Annotated in this window: 11 protein-coding genes; 7 read left to right on the plus strand and 4 right to left on the minus strand. The window is 57.7% G+C overall.

Annotation, left to right across the window (positions count from 1 at the left end; all coding sequences use genetic code 11):
• Nucleotides 1-61: 61 nt before the first annotated feature.
• On the minus strand, nt 62-3,040 hold the full coding sequence (locus PSR62_RS10400) for a GlcNAc transferase (protein WP_274407688.1): 2,979 nt from the start codon (nt 3,038-3,040) through the stop codon (nt 62-64).
• 8 nt (nt 3,041-3,048) lie between these two features.
• On the minus strand, nt 3,049-4,806 hold the full coding sequence (locus PSR62_RS10405) for a hypothetical protein (RefSeq protein WP_274407689.1): 1,758 nt from the start codon (nt 4,804-4,806) through the stop codon (nt 3,049-3,051).
• A gap of 306 nt (nt 4,807-5,112) precedes the next feature.
• Here PSR62_RS10405 and PSR62_RS10410 point away from each other — a divergent pair, with 306 nt between their 5' ends.
• Complete coding sequence (locus tag PSR62_RS10410; RefSeq protein WP_274407690.1) at nt 5,113-6,042, plus strand: HEAT repeat domain-containing protein; 930 nt, start codon at nt 5,113-5,115, stop codon at nt 6,040-6,042.
• A 129-nt stretch (nt 6,043-6,171) separates the two neighbouring features.
• Here the strand turns inward: PSR62_RS10410 and PSR62_RS10415 are convergent, their stop codons facing one another.
• On the minus strand, nt 6,172-7,389 hold the full coding sequence (locus PSR62_RS10415; protein ID WP_274407691.1) for a hypothetical protein: 1,218 nt from the start codon (nt 7,387-7,389) through the stop codon (nt 6,172-6,174).
• 192 nt (nt 7,390-7,581) lie between these two features.
• On the opposite strand from PSR62_RS10415, the gene PSR62_RS10420 reads away from it, so the two are divergent.
• Together PSR62_RS10420 and PSR62_RS10425 are read left to right on the plus strand one after the other, a co-directional pair.
• The gene (locus PSR62_RS10420) at nt 7,582-9,684 is read left to right on the plus strand and encodes a DUF1592 domain-containing protein (protein ID WP_274407692.1); all 2,103 of its coding nucleotides are present in this window, start codon (nt 7,582-7,584) and stop codon (nt 9,682-9,684) included.
• On the plus strand, nt 9,681-11,036 hold the full coding sequence (locus PSR62_RS10425) for a DUF1552 domain-containing protein (RefSeq protein WP_274407693.1): 1,356 nt from the start codon (nt 9,681-9,683) through the stop codon (nt 11,034-11,036). Before PSR62_RS10420 ends, PSR62_RS10425 begins: the two co-directional genes overlap by 4 nt.
• A gap of 375 nt (nt 11,037-11,411) precedes the next feature.
• On the opposite strand, the gene PSR62_RS10430 is transcribed toward PSR62_RS10425, so the two are convergent.
• Nucleotides 11,412-11,831, minus strand: a complete 420-nt coding sequence (locus PSR62_RS10430; protein WP_274407694.1) for a hypothetical protein — start codon at nt 11,829-11,831, stop codon at nt 11,412-11,414.
• Nucleotides 11,832-12,257: 426 nt separating this feature from the next.
• Between PSR62_RS10430 and PSR62_RS10435 the strand changes: the two genes are divergently transcribed.
• The 4 genes from PSR62_RS10435 (at nt 12,258) to PSR62_RS10450 (ending at nt 18,919) form a co-directional block, all read left to right on the plus strand.
• Nucleotides 12,258-13,241 carry a diacylglycerol/lipid kinase family protein gene (locus PSR62_RS10435; RefSeq protein WP_274408204.1) on the plus strand — a complete coding sequence of 328 codons (984 nt, stop codon included), beginning with the start codon at nt 12,258-12,260 and terminating at the stop codon, nt 13,239-13,241.
• Between the two features lie 139 nt (nt 13,242-13,380).
• Nucleotides 13,381-14,241 carry a 3-deoxy-8-phosphooctulonate synthase gene (gene kdsA, locus PSR62_RS10440; protein ID WP_274408205.1) on the plus strand — a complete coding sequence of 287 codons (861 nt, stop codon included), beginning with the start codon at nt 13,381-13,383 and terminating at the stop codon, nt 14,239-14,241.
• 64 nt (nt 14,242-14,305) lie between these two features.
• Nucleotides 14,306-16,090 carry a hypothetical protein gene (locus tag PSR62_RS10445; RefSeq protein WP_338020189.1) on the plus strand — a complete coding sequence of 595 codons (1,785 nt, stop codon included), beginning with the start codon at nt 14,306-14,308 and terminating at the stop codon, nt 16,088-16,090.
• 117 nt (nt 16,091-16,207) lie between these two features.
• Nucleotides 16,208-18,919 carry a PSD1 and planctomycete cytochrome C domain-containing protein gene (locus PSR62_RS10450; RefSeq protein WP_274407696.1) on the plus strand — a complete coding sequence of 904 codons (2,712 nt, stop codon included), beginning with the start codon at nt 16,208-16,210 and terminating at the stop codon, nt 18,917-18,919.

Below are 18,919 nucleotides of genomic sequence, written 5' to 3' on the forward strand. Positions count from 1 at the left end.
GGAGTCGAGCGTTGACCATTTGCCTCCATTGACGCAGCTTCCCAACTGGGTGAGCGAGGCGCTACTCAGCTTGCTGCATCGACTCAAAGCGGTCGATTTGCAGATGCAGGTGCCATTGGCCCGGATCATCCAAGAGGCTGGTTCGTTCAAGCTGCAGAGCTTGGGTGATTTCGCCTCTTTGGGCCAAGATTTCCGCGAGTGTGTCTCGGTACACGGCGCTGTCCGGTTCGATCGCAACGGCTTGGCGTGACAGACCGAGCGCGTCGTCCAATCGGGATTGGTTGCGAACGGCACACCAAGCCACATTGTTAGCGGCGGTTGCATCGAGCGGGAATTGCCGCACGTGTTGCTGGCCCGCGTCCACGATTCGGCGCAGCCATTCGTCGGCCAATTCTGTCATGCCAAGCTGCTTGATTCGTGGCAGCATCAGTTCCGCGGAGTGGATGTCGATGGGTTCCAAGCGAAGCAGCAACTCAAAGAGGCGTTTGATTTCTTGTTGTTCGTCCGAGGTCAATTGCTGCTGATCGGACTGCAGGATCAGTTCCAGTTGATTCCTCAAGATCAACTGAGGCAGAGTGACGTAGTTGATCTCTTGATAGTCGGAGGCTGCCAAGGTTCCCGCGAAACCGAGGTCGTACCAACGGATGGCTTGCTGGCGTTTTTCAATGGCGCTGGAGGGCAGGCGTTCCAGTTCCGCTTCGGCAGCGTTGCCTTCGTCGGGGGAGGTTGCCGTGGTGCGCCGCAAGACAAACCGGTTGTAGGACCGGGCAATGTCCATCAACGCCAGCGTTTCGTCTGATTCGAAGGCGGTGACCAGCAGCAACGATTGATAGAGGTCTTCCGCGAGATCCCACATGCCCGCGCCAGCCAACGCGTCCGCCATTTGTTGTCGCATGTCGGTCGATGGGGAAGCTGCCATGACTCGCAGTTGTGCGCCAAGTTGATCAGCCAGTGGTTGATCGCCATCACGCTGGGCGAACAAGAATTGCTGCAAGACGATTTCAAAGCCAACCATCGCGTCATCTCGAAGTCCTGCGTTCAGGACCGTTTGCGGTTCGCTGATCAGTTCTTGCCAGATGCTTTCGAAGTCTTCTGGGGTGGGAGCATGCCATCCATCACGATGTCGATCGGTGAGCAAGTTCAGTCGAGCCTGCAAATCGCCGTTGCTCGCTTGGCCGCGAACGATGGCTCGGACAAGATCGGGGCGTCCGTGTGCTTCGAACAGCAGTTTCCATTGTTCGGACGAAGGGACGTCCGATTCGGACAAGGTGTACTCATCCACTTTGGTGCGAAGTTGGAGATCGCTTTCAGATTCCCCCGAACGAAGGTGCTCGCCAAGCACATCGATCCATTGGCGATGTCGGCGCACGTCTTTCGGGTCGGCTCGCGCGATCTCGCAGGCTGTGATGAAACATTGCTCGGTGGACCAGTCCGGGCGATGTTGGAAGAGGAACCAGTTCAGGTAATACAGGAGTTCTTCGCTGGTTGGATCCACCACCCGCGAAACCAATCGCAGCGACAAACGCGACAGCAGGCTGGGTTTTTCCGGTGCAGCCAGTTCGAAGATCCAGTCGGTTTTGGCGGTGGCAGCCAACGTTGCCAAAACGAAGTGCCGAGTCAGGACGGATTCGCGGCCTGGACTGGCTTTGACATACAGACGGGAATCAGAGAGTTGCGATGCGATCCGGTAGGCGATGTCGTTCCGCCCCACATCGATTGCCACACGCATCAACGCAAGGCAATCCAAGACCTTGTCTTGGGGAGAGACCTCTGCCCCGGAGGTCAATTCCTTTTCCGGGACACTGCGTTGTTGCCCGATCGCTTCATCCAGCCATTGTTCCAGGTGTGTGTCCAGTTGTTCTGCGTCGAAGCCCAGCAACTGCAAACCACGTGCATGCCGAGAGGTCTTGATCGCAATCGAGGCCGCCTCACGCGGGGATTGTTTTTCCAGGATGTCGATCGCCGTGTCGACTTCGCCGTGGATCAACAACGATCGCCAACGCAGCGTTTCATAGGATGGTGACAAGCTTTCCGTGCTGTCTTGCGTCAAGGCATCGATGGCTGCTTGACGCAGCGATGTGTTGCCGGATCGTGTCGCGGCGATCAACGTGTCGGACCAATGCCGAATGGCTTCGTCGCGAGCGTTCAGCTTGCTGACTGGAGATCCTTTTTGAGCCGCTTGTTCGAGCCGCTTGGCTGCTTGGGCCGATTCTTCAGCGATCGCTTTCCAATCCGATGTCACCATCCGAACGACTCGATTGAGCGAGTGCCGCGAAGAGTTTGTTTCGTCGGTGTCGGCCGATTTTTGCTGGGTCAGTTCGTCGTGCTGTTGGGCGATTTCTGCGGCGGCGTCGTGGTTGCCTCGCAGCAAGTGCATCACGCACAACGCTTCGACGCGTTGGTCCTCACGCCAGTTTTTCGCAGAGGCGGGAAGCGTGGGCGAATCACCAGGACGTCGAAGCAGGTCGTCGCGGCACAACGCCATTTTCTTGTTGGCGGAAGCCAAGTTGAGAAACGCGATGAAGTCCGGCAACGAATCCTGCAGGATCGCGATTCGAGCGTAGATCGGGTAACGAGATTCCACGACCAACGAGACTCGCGCAAGAATCGCCTCGTATTCGATCGTCCCCGAGGCTTCTTCGATCGCCACGGTGGCGGCGCCGAAACGACCCGCTTCGAGCAGCACTTCGATCGCTTCGGCGGGAGTGACCTTCGTCAGGACGGCCACCAGTTTCGTTGGTGTGTCAGTGAGGATTCCTCGCTGCCATTGCGATTGGACCCAGCGGGCGCGGTCTGCAATCTCGGGATCGGGATGGCGAGTGGCCTGGATCACATCCGATCGCCATTGATCGCGGTCGCTCCACCATCGCAGGGTGGTCTGGACCCGATCATCAAATGCGGACGCGGCGAGCAACTCCGTTTGGGGCGATGGCATGTCCGGAGTGGCCGGCTTTTGCTCAACACTCCAGGCAACCTGAGCGGGAGTCATGCCGGCGATGAAGCACCCGGCAACGATTGCGAACGCTAGCTTGGTACTCAAGGTGATGGTCACTGCGAAGTGGTAGGGGTGTATCGAGTTTCAATCCAATCTGCGATCCGTTGAACGTCGGCACCTTCAACGTTTTGCAACGAACGCAAAATGCTGACTGCGTCCGAGCGGACCTCGGGAGTGGATTTGGAGGCGATCGACTCGTAGACGGCCTGGGCGGCTTGCCCGGTTTCGGATTCCATCGGCAATTGGAAAGCGGCCAATGCCTGGGAGACCACAAACGGAACTTCGTTGAGCGGGTAGGTGTAGTTGCGGGCTCCTCGGCGAGCGATCAGTTGCTCGGCGCTCGCTTCGACCACCAACAGCGAAATCGCATCGGTCACGTTGAACTCGTTGCCTGCGTTCAGGTTCGCCATCGCTCGAGATACGCCGCCGCGATAGTACGTTGCCAGGTCCGTGATTTGGAAAACGGTTTCAGCGAGCGTCGCTTGTTCCTGGTTTGCCGCGGCTTTCTCAGCGGTTTCCGCCAAGGTCTTCATCGTTGACCAATCGGATTGGCGGATCGCGTTTTCTGCGGCGGTGATGGCGGTTTCGCCTGCCTGAATGCTTTCTGGCGTTGCCTCGGGGGATGAGTCTGGTGTCGTTCCCATCGGTGGGGATGGATCAGGTGTTGGTGTCCCGGGGGCGGGCTGCATTCCTTGGGGCTGCATCCCGGGGGTTGGGGCTGGGGACATGCCGCTAGTGTCCGGTTGGGGGCCACCGGGTTGCATGTTGTCGGTTGTGCCCGCTGGCATCCCCCTCCCAGGAGTCGGCCCAGCCTCCGGCATGGATGTGTCGGGCATCGAATCGGGGTTGGACAAAAAGTTGCCCAGTGAGTCTCCCGAGGCAGCTTGACCGGCACCCGGTCGTTTCATGATTCCGTCGCTGGGTGGTTGGCCTTGCCGAGCTGGTTCGGCTCGATCGACGACCGCTGATTGAGATTGTCCGGGGCGATTCGCGTTGTCGTTCTTGGTTCGAATCGTGATGCCATCGTTGCTGCGAACGACTTGGACTTCGCCTGGTCCCCAAAAGAAGAACGCGGCCAAGAATCCAACGATCACGAAACCCAGCAACAGAAACCCGCCCATCAGCCAACCGCCGGAGTTCTGGCGGCGACGCGCACGAGCAGCGGAGGGCGATCGAGACTGCACGACCAATGGTGTCTGAGATGGTGTGGGCGAAGAAGCGGGCGTCGTTGGAATGTTGCCAACGTTGGCAGCAGAGGCCGGCCCCGGCGTGACGCTCACCTGGTCGACCACGGGAGCGCTGACAATTGGTCCGCCGACAACGGAGGCTTCCACGACTTCCGCGATCACAGGTTCGGTGGCGGGCGCTGGAGTGGGAACGCTGGTCGGGGCAGCCGGTGGTGAGTTTGCCGGTGGAGACGTCGCAGCGCTGGGCGAAGGGCCGGTCGGCAGCAACGCTGCCAAAGGATCCACCACCGGCGCCGCAGTCGCGGCGGTTGGAGTGGCGGGGGATGCGTCAGTCGAAGTGGAGGCGTCCATCGAGACGATGCCGAACCGCGCGTCCAGTTTGGCTTTCTTTTTCGGATCCGTCAGCGTCCTTTGGGCGGTTTGCAAGACCTGAGCCGCCCGGGACCAGGTTTCAGGGGCCGTCGCGGGTTTGGCAGTTTTCAGCTGGTTGATGCGCTGCGCGATGGCTTCGTGAATTGTGGCAGCGTTGGACTCCCCCGGATTCAGCCCAAAGACTTGGTAAGCATGCGGCGACGTGACGTGCTCGGGCAATTCCAGCAGTTCGTGAATGGTCTTCCCCGTCATGCCGTCATCCAAAAGTCCAATGTATTGCGAATCATCATGACCAATTGATCTCAGGCACCGCGTGGGCACCACCCGATCATTCTAGCTGATGAGGGGGGAAACTCCCAAACGGGCTTTTGCGAGTCACTTCCACGCGGAAAAGAACCCCGATTTCGTTTGAAAGCAGTGTTTCTCACTGTTGAAGGATCTTCCCAATCGAGCAGGGAAAGTTGAGCTGACCAAGGAAAATTCGAGTCGATCCGAGCAAGCCCCTGTCCTCACCACGGTTGGTTGTCCAGTCGTTGCGATTTCAAATGGGATAAGCTGATGGCTCAATGGATCGTTTTTTTGCCCCATGGGATCTTGGACATGTGGAAACACTTCATCGCCGGCACCGTCGTTTTTGTGGTGGCTCTTTCCACGTCCAGCAATGGGATCCAGGGGCAGGAGCCCGCGGAGCAGAACGTCGAGGCGGATGCGCCGGAGTTCCCCAGTGAGATCGTCGATCGGCTTTTCGAAATGGCCGTCAGCGACCCATCGAACTCGATCCGTCGCAACGCGTTGATCGCCTGTGCTTCGCTGCCGAACGAATTCGATCGGTTTCGGGAAGCGGTTTCGATGTGTCTCGATTCGCCAGACGTCGCGTTGCGTCGCCAAGCAGTGATGTACCTCCCACAAGTCGACCTGGCACCGGAACGCAAAGTGGCTGCGGCCATGGATCTTTTGGAAGCCCGATTTGTCGATCGTGGCAAAGGCTTCTCGATGAGGGAATCCTACAACACTCCGGCGCTCGAAATCTTGGATCAACACTCTGAGCTGGCTGAGAAAGAGCTCGTTTCGCGACTCAGTGAGAATGGGCCGATGACAGTGTTTTATCTCGAATTGGCGAACTGGGTCGAAATCGACCTGCGTGAGAACATGGATCATTTGCAAGAACTTTCAAAGTCAGACAGTCCGGAGGTGCGAGGACGGACCGTCTTGCTGTGGTCGAAATATCTGTCAATCGCGATGACAAAACGTGCGCAGGCGAAGCACTCGGTGGATCGGAAGGACATCGATCCCAAAATGTTCGCGTACGCTGAGCGGATCATTGGCCGATACGACCAAGACGGTTCCGGTTCGCTCGTTGAGCAAGAGTGGCAGCCGATGTTGATGAGTCCCGCATCCGCGGATGTCGATCATGATGGAATCATCACGGTCGAAGAGTACGCTGCGTACCTTGCTCGCCGTTCGCAGCCCAATCGGTCGAAGAGATGATGCGAAAGCCGCACCGGCTGACGACTGGGGCGACTGACTGCCTGGTCTTGGTACGGCACGAACCAGTGCTGCCTTCATTCAGGCGAATGGGGCAGCACAAACGTTGTCAGCCGTTGACCTGTTTTCGTCTTAGAACTGGAGGAACATCGCTGGCAGTTCGCGAACGGGGGCTGGTCGCGAGCCGGGAGGATTTTGTGCCGGGCGTTCTTGAACGACGCGCCGATTCGGTGGTTGAGGTTGCGATGTCAAATGCCGCGGCAGCCCCGGTTGAACGCGACTCCAGTTCAGCATGGCCTGTTGCAACCGCGTTGTAAGTTGTTGCTGCAATTGATCGGCTTCGCGTCGCAACGAGGCTTCGATCGCAGGCAGTTGGTTCAGTTTGCTGCTGAGGTTGGCAATCCCACTGGGAGCTTTGATTTCCAGCTTCAGTTCTTTCAGGACCGGTTGGAGGAGTTTGTCGGCCAACTTTTCAAGAGGCTTCAACACAACACCGAGGACCTTGCCGGGCGTTTCCAAAATTTCGCGAATGCTGAAGGAGACGGACTTCTTCGAGAAGGGGATTTTGATCGAGAGTTTCTTGCCGAGGGTTTTCTGTAGCTTGGCAGCGGTCTTTTCAGCGGGAGCCAATTTCTTTTCAAAGTTGCTCAGCGATTGATCCATCGTCATGAAAGCCCGGATGGGATCGTTCCATTGGGTCAGGTTGTCGCCCACTCGATCGATCGACTGACGTGTGTCAGAGAGAACGTTGGTGATCGATCGAACGGTTGGCCGGGCCAGTCGCGAGGTCGTATCGAAGGCGACCGCTCCACTGGGGATCGAGTTGGCACGTGCGGCGTTGGTTTGTAAATCGCGTCGCCAGACCGAGATCGTCTTGCGGTAACTCGCCAGTTTGGCTTCGCCACCGTGGATCGATTGTTCCAGTTCACGCAGGCGGTCTTTGGCGGGACGCAGGACTTCTTTTTCGGCTTTGTCGGTCTTCTTTCGCAACGCATGGATCTGGTCTTGGACGCGTTGCAGATTCTTGCGAAGCGTGCGAGCGATGGTGCGAACCTTCGGAACCGATGTGTAGGGCTTGAGATTGTCGATCAGCTTGAGCAATCGTTCGTCGGTGGCCTTGATGGCCTTGGTCGCGTCGATTGCCTGACTGACACCATCGCGAGCCGTTTTGACTTGTTGACGCAGCTGAGTGAGGCGGTTTTGCAAGGCTTGGCATTCCCTCTCGATGCGTGCCAAGTCGCTGTCGATCGCTCGCGTTTCGGGCATGTTGCTGGGGATGGAAGCGGCGTTCACGGTGGACGCCGCAAGAGCGAGCAGGAACGGAATCGACAGGATGATGGAGGGTTTCATCGGTCTTCTCGCTTTGGAGGGGCGGTTGGATTTCGGCGGCGGTTGGATCAGGGGTTGGGGTGTCGGGGGTTCCTGCGTCGTGAAGGTGGAGATCCCCTCAACAAAAATCTGAAAAACGTGTGTGACTGGCTCTGGTACACTGTGTTTCCCCTCCCCGATCTTCGTTTCCTGCCTTCTGGAAGACTCTGGCCCATGCGGAATCATCCGCTGAGATGCACCGAATTCGTGACAATCGGTGCGTTGACGGTGTTGTCGGTCGCTTCGACACCCGCCTCCGAACCCGATCGAACCGCTGCGGACGCGTTGACGAAACCGTCCGTTTCGCTGGAAGTGGTGTTGCAAACTCACTGCGTGAAGTGTCATGCCGCAGGGGAGGAACCTGCCGGTGATGTGGCTTTGACGGAACTCAGCAACGGCAACGTGGCCGACGATCTGGATCGATTGCAAAGCCTGATCGACGTGTTGGACTTGGAGGAAATGCCGCCGGAGGATGAGCCGGAGTTGCCGCCAGAAACCCGCCAGGAATTACTCGCCAAGTTGCAAGCGACTCTGCACGCGGCAGTTGCCGCGACCAAGCAATATCCGCGCACGCCGATCCGACGGATGAATCGGTTTCAGTACAACAACGCGGTGGTGGATCTGTTTGATTTGAAATGCATTGTGTTCACGTTGCCGGAACGCATGCTGCGAGAACACCGTGGTTACTTTCAACCGGCCTCGGGGAAGATGCCCGACGAAGTGTTTGCGGGCAGTCGGCCGCTGGGGAAGTCTCAGATGATCGAGCCTCGGTTGGCGGGCGTCGCGGCGTTCCCTCAAGACTTGCGAGCTGAACACGGTTACGACAACCAAGCCGACCACCTGTCGCTGTCACCGTTGTTGATGGAATCCTTTTTAAAGCTCGGGCAATCGATCACCGAGAGCCCCGATTTCGAGCCCCAGAACGTCGGGGTGTGGAAGTCCTTCTTCGCGGCCCCGGATGACGGGGCGGACCTTGATCGAGTGGTGCGAAAGCGGTTGAAGCCCTTTTTGACGCGTGCGTTTCGACGTCCGGTCCGTGATGCGTTGTTGGACCGCTATTGCCAGTTCGTGCAGCGAAATCTCGAGCAGGGAACCGCCTTTCCCGTCGCCATGAAGGCGGTCGCGGCGGCTGCGATTTCCTCGCCCCGTTTTCTTTATCTGTATGACACATCGAGTGAGTCGCAAACGGCCTCGCCGGTGGACGACTATGAACTCGCGTCTCGCTTGTCGTTCTTCTTGTGGGGCAGCATTCCGGATTCAATGTTGCTGGACCTTGCTGCGGAAGGACGGTTGCATCAGCCGGATGTTTTGACGGAGCAATTCGAACGCATGATTCGCGATCGCAAACTCAAGCGATTTTGCGACAGCTTCCCTTCGCAGTGGCTGCAACTCGAACGCATCATTTCATCGGTGCCCAACCCCGATGAGTTCCCGCAATTCTATTTCTTGAAGTACCGGGACAGCATGCACATGATGCTGGAACCTCTGTTGCTGTTTGAGACGGTGTTGATTGAGAATCAACCGATCACTCAATTGATCGATTCCGATTTCACTTATCGATCCGATCTGTTGGAGAATGCCTACGGTCAATTGGCAGTTGACCCCAAGCGAAACGGCCGAGGGGTCCAGGTGGTTCGCTTTCGCCGTTTGCCGATCAAGGATCGACGCACCGGTGGTGTGATCACGAACGCCGCCGTGATGACGATGACGTCGGGCCCAGAACGCACGCAGCCGATCACCCGAGGGGCTTGGTTGGCGGGTGTGATTTTCAACAACCCGCCCGAGCCACCTCCTGCGGATGTGCCTGCGTTGGGCGAAAAGCCGGCGGAGGGCGAAGAGCATTTGACGCTTCGGGAACGACTCTCGATGCACCGCAAACGGTCCGACTGCAAAGGCTGTCACGAACAAATCGACCCCTTGGGATTCGCACTGGAGAACTTCAATCCCATCGGTGTTTGGCGAGATCAATACGAAAACGGTCGCGAGGTCGATATGGCGGGAACGCTGCTTCGCAAGCATCGTTTCGAAAATGTGATCGAGTTCAAGGATGCGTTGTTGGCGGAGAAAGATCGATTCACCGAGGCTCTGGCGGGGCATTTGCTAAGTTTCGCGTTGGCTCGGCCTTTGAGTGCTGCTGACCGTGTCGCGTTGGATGAAATCACGGCGAGCGTCGCAGCAGACGATTACAAAATGCACACCTTGCTTCGGCAAGTTGTTTTGAGCGAACCCTTTCAAACCAAATCATTCCCGCAAGTCGCGAGCAATTCAGGGCCATGATTCGTACCACTCGACGTCGTTTCCTTCGCGGGCTGGGCGGAGCTTCTTTGGCGCTGCCTTGGATGCCCAGCATTGCCATGGCGGGGCAGGCCAACAACGTGCCGCTGCGGATGGCTCATTTTTATGTGCCCATCGGAGTTGTCCGGCGCGGGTTCTTTCCGGGGGAGTCTGAGGATGTGATCCCCCAAGGCAATCTCGGCAACGTGATGAAGTCGTTGGGGAAACAGAACCCGTTCGCCAGTGACGAACCGCTGGGGCGATTGACGCCGACGCTGGAACCTTTGGAGCCCTTCAAACACAAAGTCAATCTGATCACGGGAATGGATCGGACGTTTCAGCAGGGGACCGATGTGCACGCGCAGTGTGCGTCGTGTTACTTGAGCAGCGCGGTGCCGTACACGGTGGAGGGAACGGCTTGGCCGCTCGATCGAACGCTGGACCATTTGGTGGCGGATGCCATCGGGACTGAAACACCGTTTCCAACGCTGGAATTCAGTTGCAACAGCCACCGTGACAACAAAGAGTCGATCTACTTCGACAACATCTCGTGGTATGGCACCGGGCACTTGGCGCCTTCGATTCGCGATCCTCGCAAAATGTATCATCGGCTGTTTTCGACCCAGGAGATTGAACGCTACCGAGACGTGACGGATTTGGTCCTCGAGGATGCTCGCGATTTGAGGATGCACTTGGGATACGAAGATCGTCACAAGTTCGCCGAGTACTTCGATTCGATTCGATCCATCGAGACGCAAATGGACCGCCTGGAGAACATGAAGTCACAGCTCTCCCGGGTGCAGTTGGACGAGCCGCCCGAGGCCTATTTGCCGCGTGGAGAATACATCCGTTTGATGGGCGAATTGATGGTGGTGGCTCTGCAAACGGGGTTGACCAATGTGACCACCTTCATGGTGGGGCCCGAGCGATGGGACACCCCGTTCAAGTATGAAAGCTTGTTCGACAAGCCTCGTAGTCACCATCAAATGTCTCACAACCAAACCAAGATGATCGATGATCTGTTGAAGGTCGATCGCTTCCACATGGAGCAGTTTGTTGCGTTGTTGGAGAAGATGGATTCCATCGAGCAGGCCGATGGTTCCACACTGCTTGACAACACTTTGTTCACTTATGGATCGGGTTTGGGGGACGGATCAACGCACCAGTACAACGACTTGCCGATCGTTGTTGCCGGGGGTGGAAAGCGTGTCGCTTCCGGACGTCACATCAACCTGCCCGAGGGAACACCGCTCGCCAACCTGTGGTTGACGCAAGCTCGTTTGTTGGGGATCCGGATGCCGCGTTTCGCCGACAGCACCGGAACGATCGATGCCTTGATGGCGGAGCGAGCTTAGCCCCGATCGAACCCTACTGTCGTCGCTCCGCGACTTGGAGGTTTGATTGGCGTTGGAGGTCCTTGGGTTGAAACCCAAGGCTATCGCCTGCCGTCGCTCCGCGACTGTGGAGCGTTGGCGTTGCGTGACCGAACCGCGGAGCGGTGACAATTTGTCAGCCTCGGGTTTCAACCCGAGGTTGCGAGTGGTCCGCTCCCATCCGGAAAGCCACGCAGTGGCGACAGGTGATTGGAAGCTCGCGCCCCAACTGTCGTCGCTCTGCGACTTGGAGGTTTGATTGGCGTTGGAGGTCCTTGGGTTGAAACCCAAGGCTATCGGCTGCCGTCGCTCTGCGACTGTGGGGTGTCGGCATTGCGTGACCGAACCGCGGAGCGGTTACAGCGAGGCGGTGGTGAAGGAGCTGTCCATGGGGACGGATTGGCTGGGGAGACACAGCCAATCGGTGATCACGACTCGTTGAACCAGCGGTTCATCCAAGTGTTGCAGGACGACGTCCATCAACCGCTCGCGAATTTCTTTTTGGGCGGGGTCGTTCAGCCATGTGGCTTCGACTTGTCGCAGCATTTGTTCGGCGGCTTCGGTGATGGGAAGCTGGTTCAGCTTCAGACGCTCTTCACCACGAAAACGGCGGGATGGGTCCACGATCGCGTGCAATTGAAACTGAAACGTGCAGTTGGGCACGTTGGGGTTTTGGAATCGCAAGTGCCCAATTTCGATTGCTGAGCTCTGCATGTTGCTCAGCCGGGCCACGCGACTGCGAACATAGCCAATCACGGCAGCGTGGATCGCTACCATGAGCAGGATGATCACAGGGGCCCAAAAACGACGCAGCAGTTGCACAGGATTGCTCGAGAAAGTGAAGTCAAAGCGAATGCGGAGCCAATAACAGTTGTCAGTGGGTTCCGCCGAAGCCTAGGTTGCAAAAAACGGGCGGGCAAACGAATCCGATTGTTTTTGCTGCGATCGGGCGTTCTCTCGGTGTGCAGGGGCTCTCGCGGTGAGGGCACAAGATTTTGATGACTCGAAAAACTCAGGTTGGAACGCATCCGCGGCATCCAAACAGGCTCTGGTCAAGTGACAGGCGAACGACACAACGTCGCAGTGGGTGGATGCCTTCTGATCGGATCCCCGATTTCGTCTATCACCGAGAAGCAAATTGTTTGACACTTCGCCTCGGTTCTTTTCCGTCTTTGAATCTCGCTTTCCAAAAAACAATTGACTGTGCCCGCTGTGGACTCGAAACGGACAATTCGTGAGGTCTGGATCTTCACCAGCCCCAAGGCGGGGAGCGGTGCGGGGCGCGGAGAGATTCTGCGGTTGATCGAGCTGTGTCGCGCCGGCGGGCTGACTTGTCGCCGGATCGACAATTTGGCCGAACTTGCCGAGCGGGTTGGAGAGGCCGATTCACTGCCGGGCGACGTGGCCGTGGTTGGTGCCGGGGGCGATGGGACTTTGGCGTTGCTGGCGGGGAAGTTGCCACCGGGCAGTGCCTTGATCCCAATGCCGATGGGAACTGAAAATTTGTTGGCTCGTTACTACGGGTATTCGCGGCGTGCCGAGGACGTGTTGGCGACAATTCGTCGCGGAGACGCGATGGCGGTCGACGCCGGCCGAGCCAACGGGCGGTTGTTTCTGGTGATGGTCACCGCGGGCTTCGACGCGGAAGTCGTGCGGGCGATGCACTTGACCCGTCGCGGTCACATCAATCGTTTCAGCTACGCCGGGCCGCTCTGGCGAGCCATTCGTCGGTACGCGTTCCCGGTGATTGATGCGGAGATGGAACAGGCAGCGCCGGTTTCGTCTCCGAAGAAGATCGCCGTCAGCTCCGAGGGACGAGCAGCGACTTCAGGGGCGTTCGAGCGGACGCAAACCGTTCGGACCAGCGGTTGTTGGATGATGGCGTTTAATTTGCCTTGTTATGCGGCTTCGTTGCCCATTGAACCCGAAGCCAATGGAAACGACGGGCAATTGGATCTGATCAACCTGGCTTACGGTTCCGTGATCGCTGGCCTGCGGTATTTGATGGCGTTGCCGGGCGGTCGGCATTTGAAGCGTTCGGACGTCTTTCGCTACCAAGCGACCAAGATCACGTGGTCCAGTCTTTCGCGAGTGCCGTATCAGGTCGATGGGGACTACGCTGGGCGATTGCCAGTTCAGATTGAAGTCTTGCCTGACTATGTGACGTTGCTCCGGGCTGCCAACTGACGGTTGATTTTGTCAGTCCGATTGGCAATGAATCCGGCAAACGCCAAGATGAAATGAAGCGATTCCATTGCCTGCCTGATTTGACATCCCAGTCGATCGGCTGGCGAAGGTTCGATTGTTTCTGATCCGCCCGACCTGCATGGCCCGCGAACCGATGCCCGAAACTCCTCCGATCCAACCTGTTTCAATTCGCGACTACGTCTGTGGCCCGGGAGAACCACTGTTGGTCATCGCCGGACCTTGTGTGTTGCAGTCGCGTGAATTGGCGCTTGAAATCGGGGAGGAATTGGCTCGGATCAACCAGCGTCCCGACGTTCAGGTGATCTTCAAGGCTTCGTTTGACAAAGCCAACCGGACCAGTTTGGCATCGCAGCGTGGCCCGGGGATCGAGCAGGGGCTGGGGCTTTTGGAGGCGGTTCGGGCGAACACGGGCTTGCCGGTGACGACGGACATTCACTTGCCGGAGCAGGCCGCGATGGTGGGCGAGGTTTGCGATTTGTTGCAGATTCCGGCCTTTTTGGCTCGTCAGACGGATTTGTTGGTCGCCGCGGCGGGCACGGGGCGTCCTGTGAACGTCAAAAAGGGCCAATTCATGTCGCCGGGAGACATGCGGTACGTGATCGACAAATTGCGAGCATCCGGCGATGGTGGCGTGATGGCTTGCGAGCGGGGCACCTTCTTTGGCTACGGGCGGTTGGTCAACGACATGCAATCGATTCCGATCATGCGATCGTTGGGAGTTCCCGTCGTTTTTGATGCGACTCACAGTGTCCAGCAACCCGGTGGCTTGGGCGGGGCGACGGGCGGAAATCGAGAAATGGTTGAACCATTGGCTCGCGCCGCCGTAGCGATCGGATGTGATGCTCTCTTTTTTGAGACGCACCCCGACCCGGAAACGTCGCCGAGTGACGGGCCAAACATGATCCCGCTGGACGAATTCGCGGGAACGTTGGACCGCTTGTTGCGATTGCGAGAGACGGTCGACAGCCTGGATGGCTGACCGGCTCTGCGATGCAACGTTTCAAAATGCCGTTCTTTTCTTCGCCGCTCTGTTTGTTCCCGCCGTGCTCCACTTCGCCAAACAAGCCATGACGTTCGCTTCTTCGCCCGCTTCGGTTCTGGCCTGGATGGCAGCTGCTGCGGTGTTGCTGACCGGGTGCACTGACGACTCGGACACTGTTCGTCGGATTCAAACGCAGCGTCAGGTCGCACTGCAGAAACAGTCTCAGCAGGATCACCTTGGGGAAACCGTTTCGCTGCTCAGCCAGTTCGTGGGGCTGAACGAGGAAAAAGCCAGTCGTCAAATTTCCTACCACTTGAATCAGTGGTCGCAGAATCAGTCCAGCGACGGTGGCTCGGGCGAAATTCCTGCCTTGGCGTCCACGCTGACGGATGTCATTTCAGAAGAAAACCTGCGGGCGGAAATCCTTCGAGAGGAATTTCAGCCGACGGATGTGGCCGTGTTGCGAGATGCCTATTTGTTTCGTCACGCCGTGCAGTGGATGGACGATCCCATTCGCGAAGACCCTTTGCTGGTCGATTGGTTGAAGGGATTGTCGGCAGAGATTGGCGAGGACGCCGCCGCTCAACTTCGAACCGCCTGCCGGTTGTTCGACTGGACGGTTCGCAACATCGCTGCGGAACCACTGGACAGTTCAGAAGGTGTGCCTCCGCAAATCCCGCGACCAGCCCTGCCGTTCGGCATGAAGTTGGAAGGCCCCGGTTATCGACAAACGCTTTATCAAACCATTTGGCGAGGTCGCGGTGACCCGATTCAGCGTGCCAATGTCTTCACCGCTTTGTGCGAGCAGGCCGGCGTTCGAGCCGCCGTGCTGGCTTTGCAGTCGGATGAAGACGGTTCGTTGACACCGTGGTCGGTGGGCGTCTTGGCGGGAGATCAGATTTATCTGTTTGAAACAGAATTGGGACTGCCAATTCCAGGGCCGGACCAAGTTGGCATCGCGACCTTGGAACAGGCTCGCAAAGAACCGACCGTGATGCGTCGTTTGGATGTGGCCGGTTACTTCGATTACCCACTTTCGCGAACCGATGTTCAGCAGAGTGTGGCTCTGCTGAACGCCCGTGTGGAAGCGATTTCACCACGGATGAAGAAGCTGCAAAACGGTCTGACGGGTGATCGTCGGATGACACTGTATCTGGACGTGGACGCAGTCGCGAAACAGCTGGACGCGATTCCTGGCATTGCCGGGGTGCGGATTTGGTCGCTTCCGTTGTTGACGCAGATTTATCAAGCCGAGGCGGAACGGATGGTCGAGCGAGACCCGTTGTTCTCGTTTTGGTACCTGTCCCGCTGGGCGGTGTTGGATGGGGAAGACGACATGGCTCGCAACCTTTCCAGCGGACGTTGGCAGCACCTGACCGGGCATTTCTCGGACGATGAAATCGAAGGCATCAAAGGGGCTCGAACTCGGTACCTGGAACAACGTGCTCCCGAATTTGAGATCGAAGACTTGCGAATCAACGTCGACTTGCAAAAACGCTACGGTCTGCGACGCGGGCTGGGGATTGAGAGTTCGCAGTACGATCAACAACTGCAGCAGATTCAAATGTTCATGCGATTGGGGAAACGCACCGCCACTCATTGGCTGGCGTTGGTCCAGTACGATGATGGGCGATTCGACACGGCGGCCAACTGGTTCGGGAAACGCGTCTTGGACGAAGACCAAATGTCGATGTGGGAAGATTCCGCTCGTTACAACTTCGCCCGTGCCAAAGAACACGCGAAAGAATGGGACGAAGTCGAGGAGTTGTTGAAATCGGAGCGGACTTACAGTGAGCATGGCAATCGGCTGCGGGCAAGATTGATCGCGAAGTCATTTCAAGAGTGACTTCGACGAGGTGCGGTGATACAATGGCACCCGTCGGCTCTGGGGCGGAAGAATCTTCCGTCCTCCCACCTTGGGCCGTCCCTGCCTCCCTCCCTCCCGCCAGCAAGCGATACGACGATGCTCGTCCGCCAATCACGTCGAGACCATCGGTCTTTTGATGCGCGCCGCCCTTCGGCCATCCGTTCGTTTTTCGTTTGGAATCTGAGTCTCAGTGTCGCTGCCTCGCTGATCTTTTCGGGCGGTGCAAGCGCGGATGAGCTCGACTTCTTTGAAGCCAAAGTTCGGCCCCTGCTGATCGAACGCTGCTACGAATGCCATTCCAGTGAATCCGGCGAATCGATGGGAGACTATCGGCTGGATTCTGCCCCTGCGATGAAGGCGGGTGGATCACGAGGCGCGTCGATCGTCCCCGGGGACGCGGACGCAAGTGTGTTGGTGCGAGCGATCAGCTACGAAGAATCCGGGTTGGAAATGCCACCGGATGAAAAACTCAGTGACGAAGAAATTGCGATCCTGAAACACTGGATCGAATCCGGGGCAGTCGATCCACGCGAAGAGGAGCATTCGGTCGCCGAGTCGCTTTCGCCTCTCGAGCGAGATGTCAATTCGCATTGGGCGTTTGTTGCCCCGACACGTGTCAGTGGCGAGGAGTTGCGCGCAAGCCATGTTGCCACGGATGCAAACTCACGCGATTTGGTGGATGACCTTTCGGCCAAGCACGCTGGTGAGCTGGGCGTTTCTGTCAACGAGATCGCGGATCGAGACACGTTGCTGCGACGGTTGCACTTTGATTTGTCCGGATTGCCGCCGACCTACGAGCAACTCCAGGCGTTTCGTGAGGATCGTCGTCCCGATGCCTTTCAGCGTCGTGTGAATCAGATGCTGGCAGACCCGCGGATGAGCGAGCGGATGGGGAGGCATTGGTTGGACGTTGCTCGATATGCCGACACCATTGGATACACCACCGCGGGTAAAGAACGCACGATCAAAGGATCGCATCGATACCGAGATTGGGTGCTGAAAGCGTTTGCGGAAGACATGCCATTTGACGAGATGGTGCGTCACCAATTGGCGGGGGATCGGACCGATCCCAAGAACGAAAACGGCAACGCCGACGCGATGGGATTCATCACCATTGGGCGGAAGTTTTTATCAAACGATGACACCTTGGATGATCGCATTGATGTGATCACCCGGGGTTTGTTGGGACTGACCGTTTCGTGTGCTCGTTGTCACGATCACAAGTTCGATCCGATCCCCACGATGGATTACTACTCGCTTTACAACGTGCTCAACAACAGTGTGCCACCGGAGGACTTGGACGCGGCACCCAGTCCTTTGATGTTGGTGGATCGAGACAAACTGCGGGGGCAGCAGATTTACATTCGCGGTCAGCGTGGGAACCGTGGCGAAGAAGCGCCGCGTCAGTACTTGACCGCGTTTCGCAAGCCAGAGGAGCCACAGTTCGAAACCGGCAGCGGCAGATTGGATTTGGCCATGAAAGTCATTTCGCCTGACAACCCGTTGACCGCTCGCGTTTATGTGAACCGGATGTGGGGGCATTTGACCGGGCGGCCGTTGGTCGATTCACCCAGTGATTTCGGGTTTCGGACCCCTGCTCCGGCGATCCCCGGGGTGCTCGATGACTTCGCCGTGGACTTTCAAACGCACTGGAGCACCCAGCGTTTGATCCGTCGCATTTTGGCCACTCGAATTTATCAGCAGTCCTCCGCCGTCAGTGCGGAGGCTTTGGCCAGTGATCCGACCAACGCCGCGCTCGCGAGAGCGGAACGACGTCGGCGTGAGTTCGAGTCGTTGCGCGACAGCATCTTGGTGGGAGCGAATCTGATGGATTGCCAGTATGGCGGTGAGTCGGTTGAGATCACATCGCCGACTGTCACGCCTCGCCGGACGTTGTACGCGATGATCAATCGCCAAAACCTGCCGGGATTGTTTCGGACCTTTGACTTCGCAAGTCCCGACATGCATTCGCCGGAACGTTATGAAACAACCGTTCCGCAGCAAGCTCTGTTTTTGCTGAATCATCCACAGTTGGCCTCCGCTGCGTTGGCGACTGCACGTGATGTCGGGCGTGCCAGTTCGGGCGAACCTGTGAAACAGGTGACCGAACTGTTTCAACGTTTGTTGCAGCGAGAGCCCACGGCCTCGGAGTTGGAGCAAGCGGTTTCGTTTGTCTCATCGGCTGAGTTGCCACCTTTGGTCGAGACGGACCCGCGTGAGTTGTGGACGTATGGAACGGCAACGTGGAAAGACGACCAGCTCGAAGGGTTCACGGCATTCCCCACTTTCCAAAAGAACGGCTGGCAGATTGAGAGCGAGTATCCCAGTCCGGGACCCTTCAGCTACGCACGGCTGACGAACGAGGGCGGGCACCCCGCTCATGGCGACAGCGGCGCCGTGGTGCGTCGTTGGAAGAGCCCGGTCGACGGTGTTGTCAAAGTCACTGGGATGGTTGGGCACCGGTCCAAGCAGGGTGACGGGATCCAAGCGATCATCCGCATCGGTGGCGAAGTTGTGTTCAATGCCACGCAGCTCAGCAACGACCGCCCCGTGGCGTCGCGGAAACGAAGGATTCGCAAGGGCGAATTTGTCGAGTTCATCACACACAGTGGGCCGACCCCGAGTTTTGACACGTTCTTTTGGCGGGCCAAGATTTCAGCGAGAGCGAATGATGGGGCTGTCGTCGAAGCCAACTCCGTTGACGATTTCAGTGGCCCCTTTGAAAAGGCCGAATTGCCTCACTTGGATCGCCTGGCTCAATTGGCCCAAGTGTTGTTCCTCACCAACGAATTCGCATTCGTGGATTGA

It is taken from the genome of Rhodopirellula sp. P2 (assembly GCF_028768465.1).
Lineage (GTDB): Bacteria > Planctomycetota > Planctomycetia > Pirellulales > Pirellulaceae > Rhodopirellula.